The organism is Oribacterium sinus (assembly GCF_014202695.1).
GTDB classification, from domain to species: domain Bacteria; phylum Bacillota; class Clostridia; order Lachnospirales; family Lachnospiraceae; genus Oribacterium; species Oribacterium sinus.
This window is the reverse complement of record NZ_JACHHH010000004.1, coordinates 38,475-58,551: the sequence shown is the minus strand read 5'-3', so window position 1 is coordinate 58,551 and position 20,077 is coordinate 38,475. Positions and strand designations below refer to the sequence as shown.

17 protein-coding genes are annotated in these 20,077 nt (G+C 45.3%); 3 read left to right on the top strand and 14 right to left on the bottom strand.

The features are described 5' to 3' along the window. The 13 genes from HNQ46_RS04740 to HNQ46_RS04680 all read right to left on the bottom strand — a co-directional run bounded on the left by HNQ46_RS04740 (position 1) and on the right by HNQ46_RS04680 (position 14,987). Positions 1–1,494 (bottom strand): ABC transporter ATP-binding protein, encoded by a 1,494-nt coding sequence (locus HNQ46_RS04740; protein ID WP_183683697.1) that lies wholly within the window; start codon positions 1,492–1,494, stop codon positions 1–3. A gap of 129 nt (positions 1,495–1,623) precedes the next feature. Further along, positions 1,624–2,550, bottom strand: coding sequence for a YjjW family glycine radical enzyme activase (locus HNQ46_RS04735; RefSeq protein ID WP_183683476.1), 927 nt, complete (start codon positions 2,548–2,550; stop codon positions 1,624–1,626). A 94-nt stretch (positions 2,551–2,644) separates the two neighbouring features. Next, complete coding sequence (locus HNQ46_RS04730) at positions 2,645–4,192, bottom strand: YjjI family glycine radical enzyme (RefSeq protein ID WP_183683474.1); 1,548 nt, start codon at positions 4,190–4,192, stop codon at positions 2,645–2,647. Between the two features lie 70 nt (positions 4,193–4,262). Further along, positions 4,263–5,393, bottom strand: coding sequence for a BMP family ABC transporter substrate-binding protein (locus HNQ46_RS04725; protein WP_183683472.1), 1,131 nt, complete (start codon positions 5,391–5,393; stop codon positions 4,263–4,265). 173 nt (positions 5,394–5,566) lie between these two features. Continuing rightward, entirely contained in the window at positions 5,567–6,673 is a 1,107-nt protein-coding gene (locus HNQ46_RS04720) for a hypothetical protein (protein WP_183683470.1), read from the bottom strand. A gap of 405 nt (positions 6,674–7,078) precedes the next feature. Beyond that, positions 7,079–7,843 carry an amino acid ABC transporter ATP-binding protein gene (locus HNQ46_RS04715; RefSeq protein ID WP_183683468.1) on the bottom strand — a complete coding sequence of 255 codons (765 nt, stop codon included), beginning with the start codon at positions 7,841–7,843 and terminating at the stop codon, positions 7,079–7,081. Between the two features lie 58 nt (positions 7,844–7,901). Further along, on the bottom strand, positions 7,902–8,552 hold the full coding sequence (locus tag HNQ46_RS04710; protein ID WP_183683466.1) for an amino acid ABC transporter permease: 651 nt from the start codon (positions 8,550–8,552) through the stop codon (positions 7,902–7,904). 206 nt (positions 8,553–8,758) lie between these two features. After that, positions 8,759–9,655, bottom strand: a complete 897-nt coding sequence (locus HNQ46_RS04705) for an amino acid ABC transporter substrate-binding protein (RefSeq protein WP_183683464.1) — start codon at positions 9,653–9,655, stop codon at positions 8,759–8,761. A 248-nt stretch (positions 9,656–9,903) separates the two neighbouring features. Beyond that, positions 9,904–11,259: a trigger factor gene (tig, locus tag HNQ46_RS04700; protein ID WP_183683462.1), complete on the bottom strand. Its 1,356-nt coding sequence runs from the start codon at positions 11,257–11,259 to the stop codon at positions 9,904–9,906. Positions 11,260–11,322: 63 nt separating this feature from the next. Continuing rightward, positions 11,323–12,717, bottom strand: coding sequence for an aminopeptidase (locus tag HNQ46_RS04695; RefSeq protein ID WP_183683460.1), 1,395 nt, complete (start codon positions 12,715–12,717; stop codon positions 11,323–11,325). Between the two features lie 108 nt (positions 12,718–12,825). Then, on the bottom strand, positions 12,826–13,554 hold the full coding sequence (lepB, locus tag HNQ46_RS04690; RefSeq protein ID WP_183683458.1) for a signal peptidase I: 729 nt from the start codon (positions 13,552–13,554) through the stop codon (positions 12,826–12,828). 158 nt (positions 13,555–13,712) lie between these two features. After that, positions 13,713–14,060: a DUF3783 domain-containing protein gene (locus tag HNQ46_RS04685; protein ID WP_183683456.1), complete on the bottom strand. Its 348-nt coding sequence runs from the start codon at positions 14,058–14,060 to the stop codon at positions 13,713–13,715. A gap of 63 nt (positions 14,061–14,123) precedes the next feature. Then, complete coding sequence (locus HNQ46_RS04680) at positions 14,124–14,987, bottom strand: alpha/beta fold hydrolase (RefSeq protein WP_334298772.1); 864 nt, start codon at positions 14,985–14,987, stop codon at positions 14,124–14,126. 538 nt (positions 14,988–15,525) lie between these two features. On the opposite strand from HNQ46_RS04680, the gene HNQ46_RS04675 reads away from it, so the two are divergent. Genes HNQ46_RS04675 through HNQ46_RS04665 form a run of 3 tightly spaced genes read left to right on the top strand, consistent with a single transcriptional unit; the run spans position 15,526 to position 17,794 of the window. Beyond that, the gene (locus HNQ46_RS04675; protein WP_183683452.1) at positions 15,526–15,858 is read left to right on the top strand and encodes a hypothetical protein; all 333 of its coding nucleotides are present in this window, start codon (positions 15,526–15,528) and stop codon (positions 15,856–15,858) included. A gap of 5 nt (positions 15,859–15,863) precedes the next feature. Beyond that, positions 15,864–16,883: an SPFH domain-containing protein gene (locus HNQ46_RS04670; protein WP_183683450.1), complete on the top strand. Its 1,020-nt coding sequence runs from the start codon at positions 15,864–15,866 to the stop codon at positions 16,881–16,883. Further along, positions 16,880–17,794, top strand: coding sequence for an HAD hydrolase family protein (locus HNQ46_RS04665; RefSeq protein WP_183683449.1), 915 nt, complete (start codon positions 16,880–16,882; stop codon positions 17,792–17,794). The genes HNQ46_RS04670 and HNQ46_RS04665 overlap by 4 nt, the downstream gene beginning before the upstream one ends. A 422-nt stretch (positions 17,795–18,216) precedes the next feature. Here HNQ46_RS04665 and HNQ46_RS04660 read toward each other — a convergent pair whose 3' ends face one another. Further along, on the bottom strand, positions 18,217–19,842 hold the full coding sequence (locus tag HNQ46_RS04660; protein WP_183683447.1) for a sulfatase-like hydrolase/transferase: 1,626 nt from the start codon (positions 19,840–19,842) through the stop codon (positions 18,217–18,219). Positions 19,843–20,077 lie beyond the last annotated feature (235 nt).

Genomic DNA, 20,077 nt, shown 5'->3' with positions numbered 1-20,077 from the left:
TTACTCCTTTCCTCCTGCCATATATAGTCCTAAGGTATACTCATCCGCCTCATTTCCGGCGAAGCTTTTCTGAATATTTCCGGAGAAAATAACGCCGATTCTATCGGACAAGCCCATAACCTCTTCCAGCTCAAAGGAAATCAAGAGAATTCCCCTGCCCTTATTTCTTTGTTCCACCAGATATTTATGCACAAACTCAATGGCTCCCACATCCAAACCTCTGGTGGGGTTAAAGGCAATGAGAAGCGACTTGTCATTTTCCACCTCTCTGGCAATAATCACCTTCTGCTGATTTCCGCCGGAAAGCTGTCCTGCTGCACGGCTTTCGCAGCCCTTCGGACGAATGTCAAATTTCTCAATCATCCTGGAGGCATGCTCTTCTATAGCCTTCTTCTGTAAAATTCCTCCCTTAGAGTAGGGCGCTTCCCCGTAATTTTGTAAAATCAGGTTTTCCGCTACGGAGAAGTCCAGTACCAGTCCATGCTTCTGCCGATCCTCCGGAATGCTGGAAAGACCTGCATCAAAGATTTCTCTTGGGCTTTTGCAGGAAATATCCTTTCCTAAAAGCTGAATTTCTCCCTCTGTAGCATGAGCCAGTCCGGTTAGTATTTCCACAAGCTCAGACTGCCCGTTTCCGTCAATGCCGGCAAGTCCCAGGATTTCTCCCGCCCGAACCTCCAGATTTAGTCCCTTTAGGATTTCCACCCCTCTATAGTCCTTGGCATGGAGATTTTTCACGGAAAGTACCACTTCCCCCGGCTCCTGAGCCTTCTTTTCCACTACTCGATTCACTTTTCTTCCCACCATCATGGCTGCCAAATCGTCCTCCGAGCAGGAACATACATCCACGGTATCAATGTACTTTCCCTGTCGGATAATCATACATTTATGGGCAATGCATTTGATTTCCTTTAATTTGTGGGTAATAATCAGGATGGACTTTCCGGCCTTGGTCAAATGGGAAATAATTTCCATTAACTCATCAATTTCCTGGGGAGTAAGGGAGGCGGTAGGCTCGTCTAAAATCAAAATGTCCGCACCCCGATACAGAACCTTCAAAATCTCCACTCTTTGCTGCATGCCTACGCTGATGTCTTCCACCTTGGCATCCACATCCACCATCAAATGGTACTGTTCGGAAAGCTCCCGAATCCTTTTCTTCGCTCCGTTTAAGTCCACGGTAAGCCCCTGCATGGGCTCCGCCCCCAGAATAATATTTTCCGCAACGGTAAAGGGAGGAATCAGCATAAAGTGCTGATGCACCATGCCGATTCCCAAGGAAATAGCCTTTTCCGGGCTGTCCATCTCTACCTTTTGTCCACGAACCAGAATTTCTCCGGAGCTTGGGCGAAGCATGCCGTAGAGAATATTCATAAGGGTAGACTTTCCTGCTCCATTTTCCCCTAAAATCGCAAGAACTTCTCCCTTATGAAGCTTTAATTGCACATGGTCATTGGCCACGAAATCTCCAAAGCGCTTCACAATGTCCCGCATTTCAATAACCGGTTCCTGCTCTTTCCCGTCTTCAGCTGTAGCATTCGGAGTCCCTTCCCATGCCTTTGTCTCTTCATCTCTTCCCATCTTCCAAATGCTCTCCTTCCTCGATTTCCCTTAAATTCCTAATTAAATCAAGAGTATGTCCTGCATCCCTTCCTGTTCGGCCAGCTCCTTCAAAGCCTTCAGTTCTTCCTCACCGGGACTCTCAAACTGCCTATATTGCTCCCGTACCCCAAACTCCCGGTAGGCAATGATTTTGTAGCGGATTTTCTGTCCCTTCCTTACATAAGGAGACAACTCCTTGGATACCTTCTCCACCGTATCCTTTCCGGAAAAAAGTCCCGGCACCACTACCGTCCTTACCTCAAAGAGTTTATCATATTCTGCCAAAATTCGCATATTTTTTAGAATTTCCTCATTGGAAAAACCGGTAACCCTTTTATGCTCTTCCCCATTATAGGCCTTAATATCCAACATCACCCCGTCAATGTAGGGCAATAAATCTTTTTCGTCCTTGGAAAAATCATAATAGCCGTTGGAATCCAGTAAAAATCCTATGCCCCTCTTTTTACAGAGCATTCCCAATTCTCGTAAGAATTCCGGATAAAGGGTACACTCTCCCCCGGACACGGTGATTCCCCGGATAAAGGGAAGGTTCTTGGAAGCCTCCTGAAACACCTCCTTCGCACTCATCCGGCGGATTCTGGGGCTGGCATTGTGTGAGCAAGCATGAATACATTGGTCACAGCCGATACATTTTTCCGGAGAAAAGGCTACCCTTCCTTCTTCCCAATAAATGGCCTTGGTGGGACAGCCCGGAATGCAGTCTCCGCAGTGAATACACAGGGCTCTGGTTTCCGGATTATGGCAATACTTACAGTCCAGATTGCAGGCCTGTAAAAATATTGCGGTTCGATTTCCCGGACCGTCCACAGAGCTGAAGGGGATAATCTTGTTTACCGGGACTTTGATTTCTGCCTGTCCCCCCCCGACTCTACTTTCCGGCTTTTCTCTATCTTCTTGCTTCTCTTTCTTTACTGCTAATTCTTGCATGGTACGAAATTCCTCTCTTCTCCCAGTATAACGAAAAAGAGGAAGCTTGAATACGCCTCCTCTTTCGTAAAAACATAATACAATCCCTTAATGCTTAGCGAACCTTACGCTCCAAAATCTTTCCATTTTCGGCAGCACCCAGACCTAAAGCCACGGTGTCCTGCAAAACACTCTTTCCTTGCTTCAGCTTGTCCATCTCGGATTTCTTCACCAGATATCCGGTAATACGAATCACGTCGGAATCGTTGGAATAGAAGGAAAGGTAGCGAAGATTCTTTTGGAAAGCCCCCTTCATAATATCCAAAACATACTCCGGGTTTTGGTGAATGGTTCTGTCAATGGGGAAAAGGTCTCCTGTTCCGGAGGGGAAGTAATGGTGGAAATGAGACAGAACTTCCATTTGGTCTGCCAGATTCTCCGGTTCCTCTCCGATGGGGATTCTGGTTCCCGGGCTGATTTCCACATCTGTGGAGATCCCTACCTGGGCATGGAGGAGGAAATGTCCGTTGCTGACCTCACAATAAGGATTCTTGTGGGCTTCGTTAAAGGCAGAAATGCAATCCATAATCTCTACCCCAAGCTCCGTTGCCTCCTTGCTGTGGCCAAAGCGACAATCACCCTTTCCTTCCTTTTCCAGAAGAATATTGACCGCCTCGGCAAGTCCCACCAAGCCGAACATAGCGGAAAAACGGTCTCTATGGATAAAGCCTTCTTTCGCCAGGAAGTTATTCTCGAAAAAGCCGGACTCTTCCACGATAAAACGAATTCGCTCATCCATATAGCGCACACAAAGATCCATGATATAGGGGAGCTCTTTCTCCAGAAAATCCTTTCTGTCCTTGGCCCTCTTGGCAATATTACTTAAGATCAGGCGAACAAGGGTATAGGCTCCCCCTCCGTATGCCAAGCCGTTGTAGCAAGAAGCAATCACATAATTTCCGGAAAAATCCTTGGAATACATCCGGTGGTTGCAAAAGCTTGGCTTGGCACTGGCCATAGCACAACGAATGGCTTCAATGGCAAAGTCATCCTCGGTAAGCTCCTCATCATATTTCAAGGTAAGGTTCGGGACTGCATCCTTGGTTTCCGCCATAGCCCGAAGCAAAAGTCTTCCGGCCTTGGTAGCCTTGGGGCCAATGTTGGCATGGGCGAAGGAGTCCAGAATCGTTCTGTCCATCTGGATACAGAAAAGTTTAATCATTTTAAAGGCAAGCTCTTCGTCCATATCCTGCACAAAGGGATCCAGCAGGGTGTCCAGCTGTCCCACATAAACCGGATAATTGGTTACGGATGGAACATGCTTATAAAAGATTTGCAGAGCGTTAATGGCTTCATACAAATCCTTGGGAGGCTCTACCTGCAAGAAAGCGGAGCCCTCTCGAAAGAATTTCTCATAATCCGGGATGATATAGCGGGGACGCATAGGAGCATTTCCTTCGAAAAGGTCGCAAATGCACTGCTTCTCCGGCTCACAACGTAAAACTTCCAAAAGTCCTTCGGGAAGGTTCAGAACAGAGAGAAGGGAGTCCGCATGATTGGCCATTGTGGCTACCTTCTGCTCGTGGGTCAAGCTCTTTGACTTTACTGTTTCCAGCATAGCCTGCCGAGCCGCTTCAACTTTTTCCATGGATATTTCTTTCATTTTCTGTCCTTTCTATTCCCCTGTCTTACTCTTTCAGAAAATTCACATCCCTGTAGTATTTTCTCTGTACTTAGTTGTCTAACTCGTAAACATCTCCGTACTTTGCTTCAAAGTCTGCCTTGTTGTTTGGCACCTTCAGCTCGCCGGAAACAATCTTCTTCTTTATTTCTTCTACTTCTTTAACCACTGCAGGATCAATGTTCTCCGTACCGGGAGCAAGGTCTACACCTTCATCAGCCAAAGTATAGGTCTTTACACCGCCCTTGATGTTGCCTTCCACCAATTCCTTGCTTACATCAAATACCGCATTGTCCACTCTCTTCATAGCAGAGGTCAAAATGGTCTCAGGAGCGATAGAGCTCTGATCACTGTCTACACCGATAGCCCAAATCTTCGCTTCCTTACAAGCATCGATTACACCCAGTCCGGTTCCGCCTGCTACCTGGAAAATAACGTCAGCTCCATTGGTTACCATGTTGTTTGCTGCAGTCTTTCCTGCTGCAGTATCTGCAAAGGAGTTGGCATTGGCCTGTAAAACCTTAGCACTTGCATTGGCATCCAAAACACCTGCTGTGTAGCCGTATCCGAACTGATTCATCATGTCTGTAGCCATACCCAAAACGATACCTACGGTATTCTTCTTGGTGGTCTTTCCTGCAACATATCCTGCAAGGTAAGAAACCTGTGCCTGCTCGAACATCAGGGAAGTAACATTGGAAACATCCGCTAAGGAAGCATCATCCACGATGGCAAACTTTACATCCGGGTTGGAAGCGGACTCTGCCTTTAAAGCATCTGCCAAAGCATACCCGATACAAATAATTAAATCATAGTCCTCATCCACAAAGGTTTCGATATTGGGCTTATAGTCCGCATCGGTCTTAGACTCCAGATACTTTGCCTCGATACCAAGCTCCTTCTGTGCTCTCTGTAAGCCTTCCCAAGCAGACTGGTTGAAGGAACCGTCATTTACTCCTCCTACGTCGGTAACAATACCAACCTTCAGGCCCTTGCCGGAAGAAGCATCCTTCTTCTCCGCCTTGCTCTCCTCCGCCTTCTCGGAACCTGCCTCTGTACCCTTCTCGGAACCCTGCTCGGTAGTCTTTGCACTTTCTTTCTTCTCTCCGCCGGAAGCACCGCAAGCCGCTAAGCTGAACGCCATGGTCAAAGCCAGGAATGCCGCAAAGATTCTTTTCTTCATTTCTCGTCCTCCTTAGATGAAGTCTTTTCTATCCGCCGTTTTCCTCCGAAGCCCTTGGCAAATAATAAAAGACTTGTCACATGTACTCTCCCATTATAGGGAAGAAAGAATACGGTGACAAGTCAGTTCCTTTGTTTATTTTGCTTGAAAAAATAGAGAAGATGAACAAAATCCTATTCTGGAAAATGAGAAAGCAAAAACTCTAAAAATCCTTTCAGGTTCAGATTTCCTTCCCATAAACGCCCCAGAATATAATTTAGCAGACTAAAGCCCACGAAGCAGAATCCGAAAAACAGGAATAAGCTTAGGGCGAAAACGCTGTATAAAAAGCAGATTTTCAGCACCTTTCCGCTTTGACCGTACTCTATTTTCAGGGCTGTATAATCCAACACAATGCCCAAGGGTATGCCCAAAAGAAACAGAAAGACGGAAAACAGAGGAAAACCTAGCAACAAGGAAAAAAAGGATAGACTTGCTAAAAGGTAGAGCGCCAATCTTCCCCTGGTAAAGAGATAAAACAAGGAGGAAAAGCTTCTTCCCTCTGAAAAAAACAGAACCAGGAAGAAGGGAAAGAGCAAAAAGCTTAAGGCATAGAGCAGGGAAAATTGAAGAGAAGCTGCCGGATTTCCGTTGGAAAGGTATAAGCCGATGAAAAACATCAGAAGCAAGCTGATAGTAAAAAGCAGAGAGGTACTTTTATGTCCTGTCTTTTCCTTCTCCTTCAGCATGGCCTCTTCCGGATCCGCCAAGTACTCCCGGATTTCTCCCCGTAAAAGCTTCGGTGCCTGCAAAAATTCCTTGATTGCTCCGGAGGAAGGAAGGGCCGGAGAAAAGAAGGAGGAGCGAGCCTCCACAAAGACCGGTATCCCTTTCCTTTCAGAAGCTTCTTCAATAACAACGGCCTCCGAATCTTCTGAATGAATCGGTTTTTCCGCTTCCAAAGCATTCAAATTCTCCTCTTCTAAGGCTTCCTCTTTTGCATTACCCGGGTTCTCCTGTTCTAAAGCTTCCTGCTCTTGTTCCGTATATTCTTCCGAAGCTTCCGGCAGCGTTTCTCCCGCTTCTTTCACACTCTGTTCCTCGAAGTTCGTTTCTCTTGTTCTCTCTTGTTTTTCCTGTAAAGCCATTTCTAAAGCCGCAATCCTTGCCTCCAGAGCCTGCTCTCTTTCCTGCCTTTGCCGCTTTTTCTCCGCCTTCTTTTCCGCTTTTTTTGCTAAGCTTTTTTCATGCTTAGCTAAAACTGTTTTTCCTTCCTGCTTTTCTCCTTTTTTCTTCCCCATTACAGTAAAATCCCTTCTTCCGCTCTTTTCCCAAAACTTTCTGCCCCATATTGTAGCCTAGTTCTTTTGTCTTGGAAAGAGCTTCCTCCGCCTAATCCCGGATTTCCCATTCTTCCCTTGACTCAATTTTTTCATCCAAAGGAATAGGGAATAGAACATCAAGAAGCAAGTTTTCATTCCTTTCGCTTTCGTAACAGCAATTCATCCATTTCGACAAAAATGTGGATAAGTCCTTTGTACATTTTCCCAAAAATGGGATTTTAAGAGGACTTATCCACAAAAATTACACTTTTACACATTGCCAAGCTCTTTTTCTGCCTTTATGCTTTCGATAAATTCAAAAAATCCGGAAAAAAAGTTACGATATTCTTACTTTCCCCATTTCATTTCTTTTAAGAGCAGCTCTTAGGAAAGAAGATTCTGATAATTTCCCAGAAAGCTTTTCATTCTTTCCTGCTCCGAAGAAAAGACCTCCTCCGGACTTCCCTCGCAGATTACTTCTCCATCCGCCATAAAAAGGATGCGGTCGGAAATATCTTTGGCAAAGGTCATTTCATGGGTAACAATCACCATGGCCATCTTCTGTCCCTTTAGGGAGCGAATCACGGAAAGCACTTCTCCCGTAAGCTCCGGATCCAGTGCAGAGGTTGGCTCATCAAAAAATAAAATCTTCGGCTCTAATGCCAGGGCTCTGGCAATGGCCACCCTTTGCTTTTGTCCGCCGGAGAGGGAATAGGGATACTGCTCCGCCTTTTCCAAAAGCCCCATTTGGGAAAGCACTGCTTTGGCTTTTTCTTCCGCTTCTTCCTTTGTTTTTCTCTGCACGTGAATCAGGGGATCCATCACATTTTTCACAACCGTCCAATGGGGAAAAAGATTAAAGTTCTGAAACACCAGGCCGAAAAGCTTTTTGGCCTCTTCCTTTTCTTCCTTCGTTGCCTGCTTTTTCTGCCCTTCCGTCAACGAAAAAATCGCCTTTCCGTCGTAGAAAAGCTCTCCTCCCTCCGCCTTTTCCAGGAGGGTGGCAATGCGAAGCAATGTGGACTTTCCTGAGCCGGAGGGGCCGATGATGCTGAGCACCTCGCCCTCCTTACAGGACAGAGAAATTCCTTTCAGAATTTCCTCTCCTGAAAATGCCTTTCGGATATTTTTCATTTCTAAAATCGCCATTCCGCTCTCCTATTGATTCCTCAGATGGACACTCCCACATCTGCTTTTCCATCCAATTCTATTGATAATACGCCATCTTCTTTTCCATCTGTTCCATAATAAAGGCTACCACAAAATTGAAAATGTAGTATAGCACTCCTGCCATAATCAAGGGTAACATGGAGCTCTGGGAAGAAGACAATGCCTTGGCCTGGGTAAACATTTCCATCACGGAAATGGAAAAGGCTAAAGAAGTATCCTTTACCAAAGAAATCACCTCGTTGGTAATGGAAGGAAGAATCTTCTTCCAAACCTGGGGAAGGATAATACGGAAGAAACACTGCATTTTGCTGTAACCGAGAATTTCCGCCGCCTCATACTGCCCCCGGTCCATGGATTGAATTCCGGAACGATAGATTTCCGCAAAATATGCCGCATAATTCAGAATAAATCCGATATATACCGCAGTCATGCGGTAACCCGGATGGAGACTTACTTTGAAAATGTAATAGGGGCCGTAATACACCATAAAAAGCTGTAGCATTAAGGGCGTTCCCCGCATAAAGGAAATGTAGATTTTGATGATTCCCGATATCAAGGGGTTTTTATGCATTCTCCCAAAGGCCACCAAAAGACCTAAGGGCAAAGAAAAAAGGAGGGTTATGGCGAAGATTCCCAGACTCACCAGCAATCCTTCTCCCAGCTTCCACAGCACCACAGTCCACTCCATTTTTTCTCCCCTTTTCGTCTTTATTTCTTCTCTACTACTCTATTGATTTAGTCTTATTCTACTGATTTAGTCTCGCTCTATTGATTTCATCTTGTTCTATTGATTTCGTCTTTCTCTCTTGATCCATTCACTCTATTGTGTTTGTGAATGTTCCATACTACTCTCTGCAAAACGCCTTTATTTACCGTTTTAAAATTTTGTCTTTCCTATTGTAAAATAAAACCTTCCCTTGTGCCAAACCATTTTTCATTGATTTTATCAATCACACCTTCTTCCTTCATTTCCAAAAGGGTTTTCTTCACTTTATCTGCAAGTTCGGTGTTCCCCTTCTTGAAGCCAATACCGTACTGCTCCTCAGTCAGGCTTTCGGAAAGAACCTTAGCCTTCTTTTTAAAAGTCTTAATCTGATATTCCGCCACTACGGAATCCATACAAATGGCGTCACAGGCACCGGATTCCAAATCCATCATGGCATTCTGGTAGTCTCCCACCTCGGTGAGGCTGCCGAAGCTATCCTTTAAGCTCTTATTTTCCTCTCGATTTAATGCGGTAAGTCCGGTGGAATCCTTCTGCACCTCTACCGCCTTCCCCTTTAAATCGGATAGACTGCTGATATCGCTGTCCTCTCTTACCACAAAAACCTGCTTATTGGCTAAGTAAGGTCCCACAAAGGTATAGCTGTCCTCACGGCCTTCCATACCGAAGCCGTTCCAGATGCAATCAATGTTTCCGGAATTTAATTCTAAATCCTTGGCATCCCAGTTAATGGGCTTGGGTACAAAGGTCAAATCCAATCTCTTTGCCACTTCCTCTGCCAGCTCCAGGTCATAGCCGGTATAGTTTCCATCCTCGCCTACAAAGCCCATGGGAGGGAATTCCTGGTCAAAGCCCACGGTGAAGCTTCCGTTGCTTCCCTCCACCTTGGCTTCTGCCTTTTCTCCTGCCTTCTCGGTACCGGCCTGCTCGCTGCCTGCCTGCGTACTGCCCTCTTCCTTGCTTCCGGAGCTACTTCCGGTAGTATTCTTTCCTCCGCAAGCCACCATTCCCAGTGCCAAAACTCCTGCAGTTGCTATCCATAAAAGATTTCTTCCAAACTTTTTCATACTCTTCTCCCTTTCTTTCTCTTTTCTACTTTGATTTATTAGTATGCTAATACGTTACTATGCTAAAGTATTTTTGTCAAGATTTTTTTAGAAGATATTACAGAGTTTCCGGCTATACGTCCGGGGCAAACGAAATATCCCACACTGGGAAAGTGGTACTCATTACGCATAAAAAAGGCCTGAAATCGGGAAACTTCCCTTTTTCAGACCTTTTTCCATAAAGCGAAATAAATTTCCGCCGCTGTCTATTACTCTTTTGCCTTGGTTTCGATGGTAGCCATTACAGAGCTTTCCTCTGTAGAAGCGATAGTCTCTTCCTTCTTCTTGGAATCCTCCTTAGCCTTGGAGGATTCTTTGCTTGCAGAAGACTCCTGCTCCTTTGCAGCCTCTGTCTCGGCTTCGCTTGCCTTGCTCTCCTTACCCTTATCGCTGTCCTGCTCCATGATTACGGAAGGCTCTTCATTCTTAACGGTAATCTGAGACTCAATGTATTCCATCACTTTATTACGGATTGCAGCCTCTTCTACCAGCTCCTTACCGTACTGCTCAATCAGCTTCACACGATTGGTCTTTTCTCCGGTTAAGGAAGACTCCGCCTCAGCCAGCTCATCTAATAAAGCATCCGTTACCTTAATGCCCTGATCATCTGCCAGCTTTCGCATTAAGAAAAGCTGCTTTGCATAATCCTCCGCTTTGGCATAGGCATCCTCTTTATACTCTTTCACGGTCTTTCCGGACATGTTGATGATATCCGCAACGGACAGGCCGTAGCTCTTCATCTGTTTAAGAGTTGCATCTAAAAGGTAAGCCTTTGCATATTCCATAAGCTTCTCGGAGGGCTTAACGGTAGCTTTTTCACTAATCGCCTGAAGTGCCTGATCCTGAATGTTGGAGTGGTAGTTAAAATCTTTTCTGGCCTGAAGCTGCTCACGAACCTGATCGCGATAGCTTTCTACGGTTTCCGCAGTGGTGCCGTCATAGTTCTTTACCCATTCATCCGTTAAGGTAGCAGGACGCTTTACTTCATGAATCTTTACCGCAAATTCCGCATTCTTACCGGCAAGCTCTTCATTGCCATAGCTCTCCGGGAAGGTAACCTTTACGGTAACATCTTCTCCGGCCTTCTTGCCAATCAGCTGATCCTCAAATCCGGGGATGAACTGTCCGGAGCCAAGCTTCAGATCCTGCTTCTCCGCTGTACCGCCGTCAAACTTCTTTCCGTCAATGGATCCGCTGTAGTCGATATTTACGGTATCCCCTTCCTTGGCCGCATCATCTACCACGGTAGGATTCTGATCCAAGGTCTGCTGGATGGCATTGTCCACTTCTTCCTGGGTTACATTCTCCAATGGCGCTACCGTAACGGTAATGCTCTTTAAATCCGGGAGAGTGATGCTTCCCATCTCGGAAAGCTTAGGCTCAGCGGGAACCTTCAGAGCTTCCAGCTCTTTAATCTCAGGACTGTCCTCGGTTAAGGTGGAGGAACTTACTTCACTTCCGGAAGCCTTCTCAGACTCCTTAGTCTCTGTCTTCTTGCCGCAGGCTGCTGCCATAATCGCCATAGCCAGAATGGCTGCCGATGCAAATAATTTTCTTTTTCTCATAATACTCCTTAGTTTCTTGGAAAAATTCTTTTCCTGTTTTCGATATTTTTGCTGCCAATGAGTTTACTCTCTATTGAAAGCTAAAAATGCCTTGTAAGTATAATAAACATCCAGCTTTGCTGTCAATTCAAAGGGCGCATGCATGGAAAGAACTGCTACTCCTAAGTCTACGGTATCCACATTCATATTACCCATATACATGGCAATGGTTCCTCCACCGCCTTCGTCTACCTTACCAAGCTCTCCCACCTGCCAGCAAACCTTGGCATCTTCCATGTATCCGATAACCTTCTGCATAGTCTCTGCGGAAGCATCATTGGAATAGCCCTTTCCTCTGGAGCCGGTGTACTTAGTGAGAACCGGGCCATGGTTAAAGAAACAGGAGTTCTGCTTCTCATATACATCCGCCCAGGTTGGGTCGTATGCTGCATTTACATCGGAAGAAAGACAGATGGAATTTCTCAGGATATCCCGTACTCTCTCTCCCTCACACTCCGCCAAATCCTCTACAAAGTGGAGAAGAGCATCGGACTGCATTCCGGTATTTCCGGTGGAGCCGATTTCTTCCTTATCCACCAATGCGGTAAGGGAAGTAAATTCCGGAGTCTTGCACTCCAACTCCGCCATCAAAGCAGTATAAGCACAAACCTTATCATCCTGTCCGTAAGCGCCTACCATGGAACGATCCAGTCCCACATCGCAAGCCTTCTGTGCAGGAACTAAGGTAAGCTCAGCCCGCATAAAGTCCTGCTCTACCATGCCGTACTGCTCATGAAGAATGGAAAGAATCTTCAGCTTAAAGGCTTCCTTTACTTCCTTGTCATCAACGGGGGTAGAGCCCAAAAGGATATTTAACTCCTCTCCCCGGATACCGTCACTTAACTTACGGTCGTCCTGCTTCTTGGAAAGGTGGGGAAGCAGGTCGGTAATCACCAGGATGGGATCTCCTTCTTTCTCTCCAAGGTCAAAATCCACATATTTACCATCCCGGAACATTACTCTTCCATGAAGAGCCAGAGGAATGGTACTCCACTGGTACTTCTTGATTCCCCCATAATAGTGAGTCTTAAAATAAGAAAGCTCTTCCTGCTCATAAAGCGGATTGGGCTTTAAGTCGATTCTGGGAGAATCAATGTGGGCAATATTAAAATGAATTCCCTGATCCAAGGGCTTCTTTCCCATGGTTACCAGGAAAATGTTCTTGCCTCTGTTGATAAAGTACAGCTTATCTCCGGTTTTATACTTCACGCCTCTTGTGAATTCCTTGTAGCCTGCCTTCTTTGCCAGCTCCTCGCTGTACTTTACGCATTCTCTCTCAATCTTGGACCGGTCTAAGAAGGTCTTGTAGCCCTCTGCAAAGTCCATAGCCTTCTGCAAATCCTCCGGTCTTTCCTTCGCGATATGCTGAGGCTTAAAACACAACTTTTCTTCTAACTTCTGTCCCTCTGTCTTTCCCATAAAGACACCTCCTTCAATGCGTTTTTTAAGATTCTACTGTGTTCCTGTGTTGAAAATGTGAAAAAAAGCGGAGTTTCACCGCTTTTTTACTCTCCTGTCTGTTCCGACTTAATGGATGAATCCTGCCCGGTTTAAAGGCCAATAGCAAATGTATACCTTAGCCAACATTTTCTCCCGCTTTACAAACTGGTTTTCTCCCCAGAAACGGGCATCCGCAGAATTGTTTCGGTTGTCTCCCATCATAAAGTAGCAGCCCTCCGGCACGGTCACATCTACCTCCGGAAATTGGTTGCCATCCACAATCATTGGCTCCGGTAAATAACTTTCCGTAATGGCTTTTCCATTGATGTATACGGTACCCACCGGCACCTTTCCGGAAGAGGACTGTACCGCAAGCTTCTTAATCATGCCGGCATCCACCTCTCCGGTCTTCTTTACTTCCACATGGTCTCCCGGCATACCGATGACTCTCTTTACATAGTAAATGACCTGGTTTCTCTTATCCTCCCGGCCGTCATAGGGGCAGACTCCCTTATCGTTTTCCCGGTAAATTTGATGGTCGTTTCGACATTGGTAGCCATACAAAAAGATGGCTACATCCCCTCTTTCCACTTGGCCGAAACGGTAATGAAGCCGGGAGCCGAAAACGCGGCTCCCCGCCATAATGGTATTTTCCATAGATCCGGTGGGAATGGTGGAATTGGCAATCACATAATTGTTCAGTAAAAATGCGGCAATTCCCGCCACCAAAAGAATCTTCACCCACTCAAAAAGCTCTCCCAAAAAGCTTTGGGGCTTCTTCCGACTGCTCTTTTTCTTATCCTGCTCTTCCTGCATAGCTTCTCCCTTTTTTTATTTCAGTTCATGAACCGCTAAGGAACATTGATTTTACTATGGTTTTCCATAAACCGTTTATAATGAATGCTCCTCTTTATAAATTCCTAAATAGTTCTATTGTATTTAAGAAGACTTTTTCTTATTTAAAAATCGTTCTATTAAGAAGACTTTTCCTCGTTCTGCTGCTCTTGTCTTCTTGCGATCATATACCGGTGCTCTTCCTCCAGCTCCTTATACAGCTGCAAAAGACTCCAATCCCTATTATGTTCCGTTTCCATACATTTTAAATCCACCCGGATTCCCAGCTTCTTTAAATCCGTCAAAAAGTCTCCCACCTCCTTGGGGGAAAATCCGATGAATTTCAAAAGCTCTGCATCCTCCGGCAGACTCAGTATTTCCTCTTCCGGTGCAGACAGCAGCCGAATCTTTCGGATGATGGCCACCCCCCGGACCTTATTTACTTTATCGACATCTTTTCGATGGATATAGAGTATCTTTTTCTCCATTTCCTCTCCTTCCCGGTATTTTCATTCGCTTTATTTTAATTAGTAAAAATCTTGTCTTCTATCCTAGTTACGTTCTTGTCTTACCTCTTCCATAAACGCCGTCATTTCCTGTAAAAGAATCGGACGTACCTCTTCATTCAAGACTTCATGCCGTAGTTTGGGGAAAATATGAAGCTTAAGCTTGGGATTTCCCAGTTGCTTTAGCATAGCATAAAGACTTGCCGGACCCTTGCCGTATTCTCCCACCGGATCCGCACCGCCGGAAAAAATAAAGCAGGGAATATCCTTCAGCTTTTTGATTTCCGCATATTCATTAACCCTTACCAAAGCAGCCAAGAGGTCGGCATAAGCTCCCAGAGTAAAGCCCACTGCCAAAGGATCCCGACCATTTGCCTGACTCACCTCTTCCTTAGTGCAAATCCAATCTGATAGACTCTTGGGATTCGGAATATGTCTGTTGAAATACTTCGCCAGGAGAATGCTTTCCTTTAGCGCATCATCCTTAGCTCCCCGAAGCTTCTTTTGAACAGCAATGTAGCCCTGCACCGGAAGCAGTACAGGACTTCCCCCTGCCGTTCCGGAAAGCAGTAAGCCCTTTAAGTCCGCCCCATAGCTTGCCGCATAGTCTCTTGCCAGGAAGGAACCCATGGAATGGCCGAAGAGAAAAACCGGCAGATTCGGAAACCATTTCTTGATCTGCAAGAGGCTTCTGTGAATATCATGAATCATACTTTCCCAACCGGAATTATCTCCAAAGTAGCCGGGGATATTGGCACTTTTTCCATGCCCCTGCATATCCATGCCGCAAACCACATAGCCCTGCTTCGCCATATACTCAAAAAGGTAACGATATTTTCCGATATGCCCCTGCATCCCGTGGAGAACAAAAAGAATCCCTTTCTTTTCAAGGCTTTCCTCCTGCCACAGAACATTATAAATTTTCCCAAGCCCGTTGCTGGCTTCCCTTTTCCACTCTCTTCTTTCCATCCTTCTCCTTTTGCTTTCTATCGGCCTTCCCGAAAGCCTTCATGTCGACCTTCACGAAAACCTCCTATCAGGATTTTCAATATCCCCCATAATATCATGCTTTCCGCAGGAGATACAAGAAAAGAGCATCTTATCTTTTTACGATTTTTATAATTTTTTCTAAGGAAGAAAGGGGCTGTAATAAAATGGAAAAGGATAAATAAGTTTTGGTGGCATAGGTCTAGTTGGGGGCACGCTCTCGCTAACCTCGCCTCCTAGCAGTACTAACTTCAAGCATCGCCTTGCTCGCTTTCAGTAAGTACTGAGGGGCTCAGATTACCCCCTTTTAGACCTATGCCACCAAAACTTGCAGCAAAATCCGATTTTATTACAGCCCCTTTCTTCCTTTTCCTCTTCTCCCTGTTCTTTTTTCTTCCTTTATGATATATTTAAAAGGTTGCATTTGTTATATTTTTTAAGACTAATGAAAGGAGGGTTCATGCTGATTTGTCCGATATGTGATTCTACCTTAGTGAATCGCTTTTGCCCGGTTTGCAAAAAGATCGTGAAAAATCCCTGGGTTTTGGATGACCGGGTGTTTATCAATCGTTCCCATTCTCTTCCGGATGATTTCTGTGAATATCATGGAAATGGGCGAAAAATCACCTTATTAAATAAAGTGGATCACAAAGGCTCCTCGGTGATTTCTCCCAAAGTAAATCCCCTAAAACAAGCACACAATCCCAGTCAGTCTCAAATGGTGGATACGGTTATGAAGAAAGGAACGAATCCGCCGAAACCGACATTTTCCTACAATAAGAAGAAAGGATAGAAATTATGCCATTTATTGTTTTTTTAGTCATTGTAATTTTTCTAATCAGCACCACGATTCGTATCGTACCGGAAGCCTGTGCCATGGTTGTGGAGCGTCTTGGACGCTTTCATACCGTATGGCGCCCGGGTATTCACTTCCTGATTCCCTTTGCAGATCGTATCGCTAAGAGAATTAACTTAAAGGAGCAGGTAGCGGACTTCCCGCCCCAGCCGGTTATTACCAAGGATAATGTTACCATGCGAATCGACTCCGTTGTCTTCTTCGTCATCACCGATCCTAAGCTTTATGCCTACGGTGTGGAGAACCCCATCGCAGCGATTGAAAACTTAACCGCTACTACTCTTCGTAACATCATCGGTTCCATGGACTTGGATACCACTTTGACTTCCCGTGATGAAATCAACACCCAGATGCGTTCTCTTTTGGATGTGGCTACCGATCCTTGGGGAATCAAGGTGAACCGTGTAGAGTTAAAGAACATTCTTCCTCCTGATGCTATCCGTGAGGCCATGGAGAAGCAGATGAAGGCGGAGCGTGAGAAGAGAGAGGCTATTACTCTTGCAAAGGGTAACAAGGAGTCCGCAATTCTTACCGCAGAGGGTAACAAGGAGGCCGCAATCCTGAACGCGCAAGCGGACAAGCAGAAGGCCATCCTTGCCGCAGAAGCCCAGAAGGAAAAGGAAATCCGTGAGGCGGAAGGTCGTGCCCAGGCGATTTTGAATGTGCAAAGAGCGGAGGCGGAAGGTATTCGCCTTCTAAAGGAAGCCGGTGCGGATGATGCGGTACTTCGCATTCGCAGCTTAGAGACCTTTGCCAAAGTGTCCAATGGAAAGGCTACCAAGATCATTATTCCTTCCGATATCCAAAATATGGCAGGCTTGTTAAGCAGTTTGAAGGAAACCCTCGTTTCTCCCTCCGCTCCGGTGACCGACTCCGATTCGGGGAACAGCTCTACTCCGGCAGCTGAAAAAAGCTCTGCCTTTGATGCTCCTGAAGAGATAAATGGAAATGAGGAAGCATGATAAAAATCATCTTCTTTGATATCGACGGCACTCTTCGTCCCTTTGAAACCGGAATCATTCCGGAGGATAGCAAGGCTGCCGTCCAAAGAGCCCGGGAGGCAGGAGTGCTTTGTGCCATTGCCACCGGAAGACACTGGGTGGAAATCTATAATGAAGGCTTGGTGGAGGATATGTATTTCGATGCCTTTGTCACTTTGGACGGAGGCTATGACTACATCCTGCATCCGGAAAAGGCAAGACCTGTTTTCCAAAAGCAGGGCGCCAAAAAGCCGAAGGACTACCACTTCCTGATTGATGAGGCAGGGCTTCCCCTGCCTTACTTTGATCCGAAAAACGGAGAGGTACTTTTACAAGAAGCCATCCCCGGAGAAATGGTGGAAAATGTCCTTGCTATGGCGGAAGAAAGCACCTTTCCCATTCTGTTTTTGGAAGAGAGACGGCTCTATGCCAACTTTGTAAATGATGCTTTGCTACGTTGTCTTTCGGAAATCAAATCCGGCCTTCCTCCCATCCTTCCCCTATCGGAAGCCAGGAAGAATCCTCTATTTATGCTGATACCGGTGCTCAATGAAGCGCAAGTGGAAGAGCTGGAAAGAAGAATTCCGGACTGCCATTTGGTTCGCTGGTCCGACGGTCTATCCTTTGACGTGACCAAAAGAAATATTTCCAAGGTTTCCGGCATAGAAGCCATTTGTAAGGCTTTAGGCATTCAAAGAGAAGAATGTGCCGCCATCGGAGACGGCTGGAATGATGTGGAAATGCTCTCCCATGTGGGAATGGGTATCGCCATGGGCAACGCCAAAGAAGAATGTAAGGCTGTAGCAAACTACATCACCGCCCCTATTCTGGAAGGCGGCTTGCCTCAGGCGGTGGACTACATCTTAAAATACAACGAAACACAAAAGAAGTGATGATAGCAAGACGATTATCCGTCAGCTTTCGAACAGTATAGCTCGTAGTAAGAGGAACACTCTTAGCTCTCACCTACACGCTAAGCATAAATTTTAAAAGAAACACAAAAGAAGTGATGATAGCAAGGCGAGTATCCGTCAGCTTTCGAACAGTATAGCTTGTATTAAGAGGAACACTCTTAGCTCTCACCTACACGCTAAGCATAAATTTTAAAAGAAACACAGAGGAAGTGATGTTAGCAAGGCGAGTATCCATCAGCTTTCGCGCAGTATAGCTTGTAATAAGGGGCAATCTGAGCCCGCGGGTTCTTGGCTTTTGTTTTTTAAAAGCTTAGAACCCCTGCGAGGCGAGGTTAGCGGGAGCGTGCCCCTGCTACAAGCTATACTGCGCGAAAGCGATTTCGGATAATGCTTACCCTTCATCACTTCCTCTGCGTTTCTTTTATTTTTTTGCTTTGCTCCTCCACCTCCTTCTTTTTCTTCTCCTCTTTTTCTTTCTTCTTTTCTTCTTTCTGAATAAAGGCGGATTCTTTATCAATCTGTCCCAGAGAAATCATAAAGTCGGAACGTTTTTCCAGTTCTTTTTTCACGTGCTTCAGACCATACTCTTCTATAAGAGTTGGGGTTTTGGAAAATAAATTTCTGCCCAGCCCCAACTTATCCCCCGGAATTTCTACGCCCATGGCTGCCAAAGTGGTGGGAAAATCATCAAAAGTACTGTATTCCCGATATTTTTTTTCTTCCACCCCGGGAACGGCATTTAGATAAGTGGTGAAAACCTTTCTTTGATAGCTTTTTTCCACATCATTACAAAAATCATGATCCATTGTGGGGTGATCCCCGGAAATAACTATGGTCGTATTTTCATAAAAAGGCTGCTGCTGTATCCAATGAACAAAGTCGGATACCTGTCGGGAGGTACATTGGTACACATCCGCATACTGATTTTTCGGGTGTTTTCTTTCACAAAGTCTGCACACATAACCATCCGGAAAATGAGTATCCACTGTAAGCAGAGTTAAATTAAAGGGTTGTTCCGCCTTCCCCAGATTTTCCAATTCCTCCTTCGCGTACAGAAAAAGTTTCTCATCCTCAAAGCCCCAGTTCACCCAATAGTTTCTGGGAAATTTTCCCTTTCTTTTCCAATAGGAAAAATCCTCCACGGCTACATTTCCGTGATCCTCCATGAAAAGCTCTCTTCCGCCAAAATAGCCTACAGAGCCTAAGAGGAATTTTTGATTATAACCTTCCTCCTCCAAAATATCTCCCAGGGCGGTAACAGAAGGGAAAAAATGCTTCTGGCTATCCATAGAATTTTGCTCAATGGAGATTTTCAAAGGAAGACCGGTGCTCTCTCCAAAAATCGCTCCCATGGTCCAGGTGGCTCCGGGAAGGGCAATTCCCCCATTCCTTTTCTCACCCTCTCCGGCAAAGTCCTCTCCCTCTTCCCCCAAGGCCATCAGCTCGGGCAGAAGATTCTCCGGAAAGTCTCCGCCGTGTTCCTTGTCCATAAAGGTAAGCTCTGTGGACTCCATATAAATATAGATAAGATTTCTTTTCTTCTCCGGAAATTTCAAGTCCACATTCTTCGGATCCACATAATGCTCTTCAATAAACTTGGAGGATTGAAACTGAGAGCTTAAAAAGGAACCAAGAGATATCCCGTCCCAAGCTTCTGCAATGGTCACTGCCACAAGGAAAATGCTGAAAAATCCGCATAGAGGCAGGAAGGCCTTCTTGATTTTGGGAAGGAAAATTCGTATCTTTTGCTTTTGGTAGAAAAAATAATAAAATACAGAGAGGGATAGCCATAAAAGAATGGCAGGGGCCAAGGCTGTGATAATAAAAAGCTGTACCAGATGCCCGTTGGCTCCCCCCATAGGGGCGAAAACATGAAAGAGAATCTCATCTACCGTAAGCTCTTCCCAGTTGCTGACCAGAAAAAGATAGGACAAGCGAAACAGGCAGCATAATCCCAGCATAAAAAATAAAAGATAGGGAAGGAGCATTTTCCCTATTGATTTTTTGTTGTCCTTATTTTGTTCCATGAAATATTCACCTTCTCACGCAGGAAGCAAATAATCTTCTTGCTGTATAGTATTCTTTTGACGATAGAATTGTTATCCGACAATATAATATTTCTCTATGCATATAAAAGCTTTTGTCCAGAAATAAAAATACAACTTTTCCCTATTTAGCACAAGGGTATAGTATAAAGCCTCGAATCAAAAAGAGAGTCATCGGGAAAAATTGGAATATGGAGCTATAAAGAGTCGAAAATAT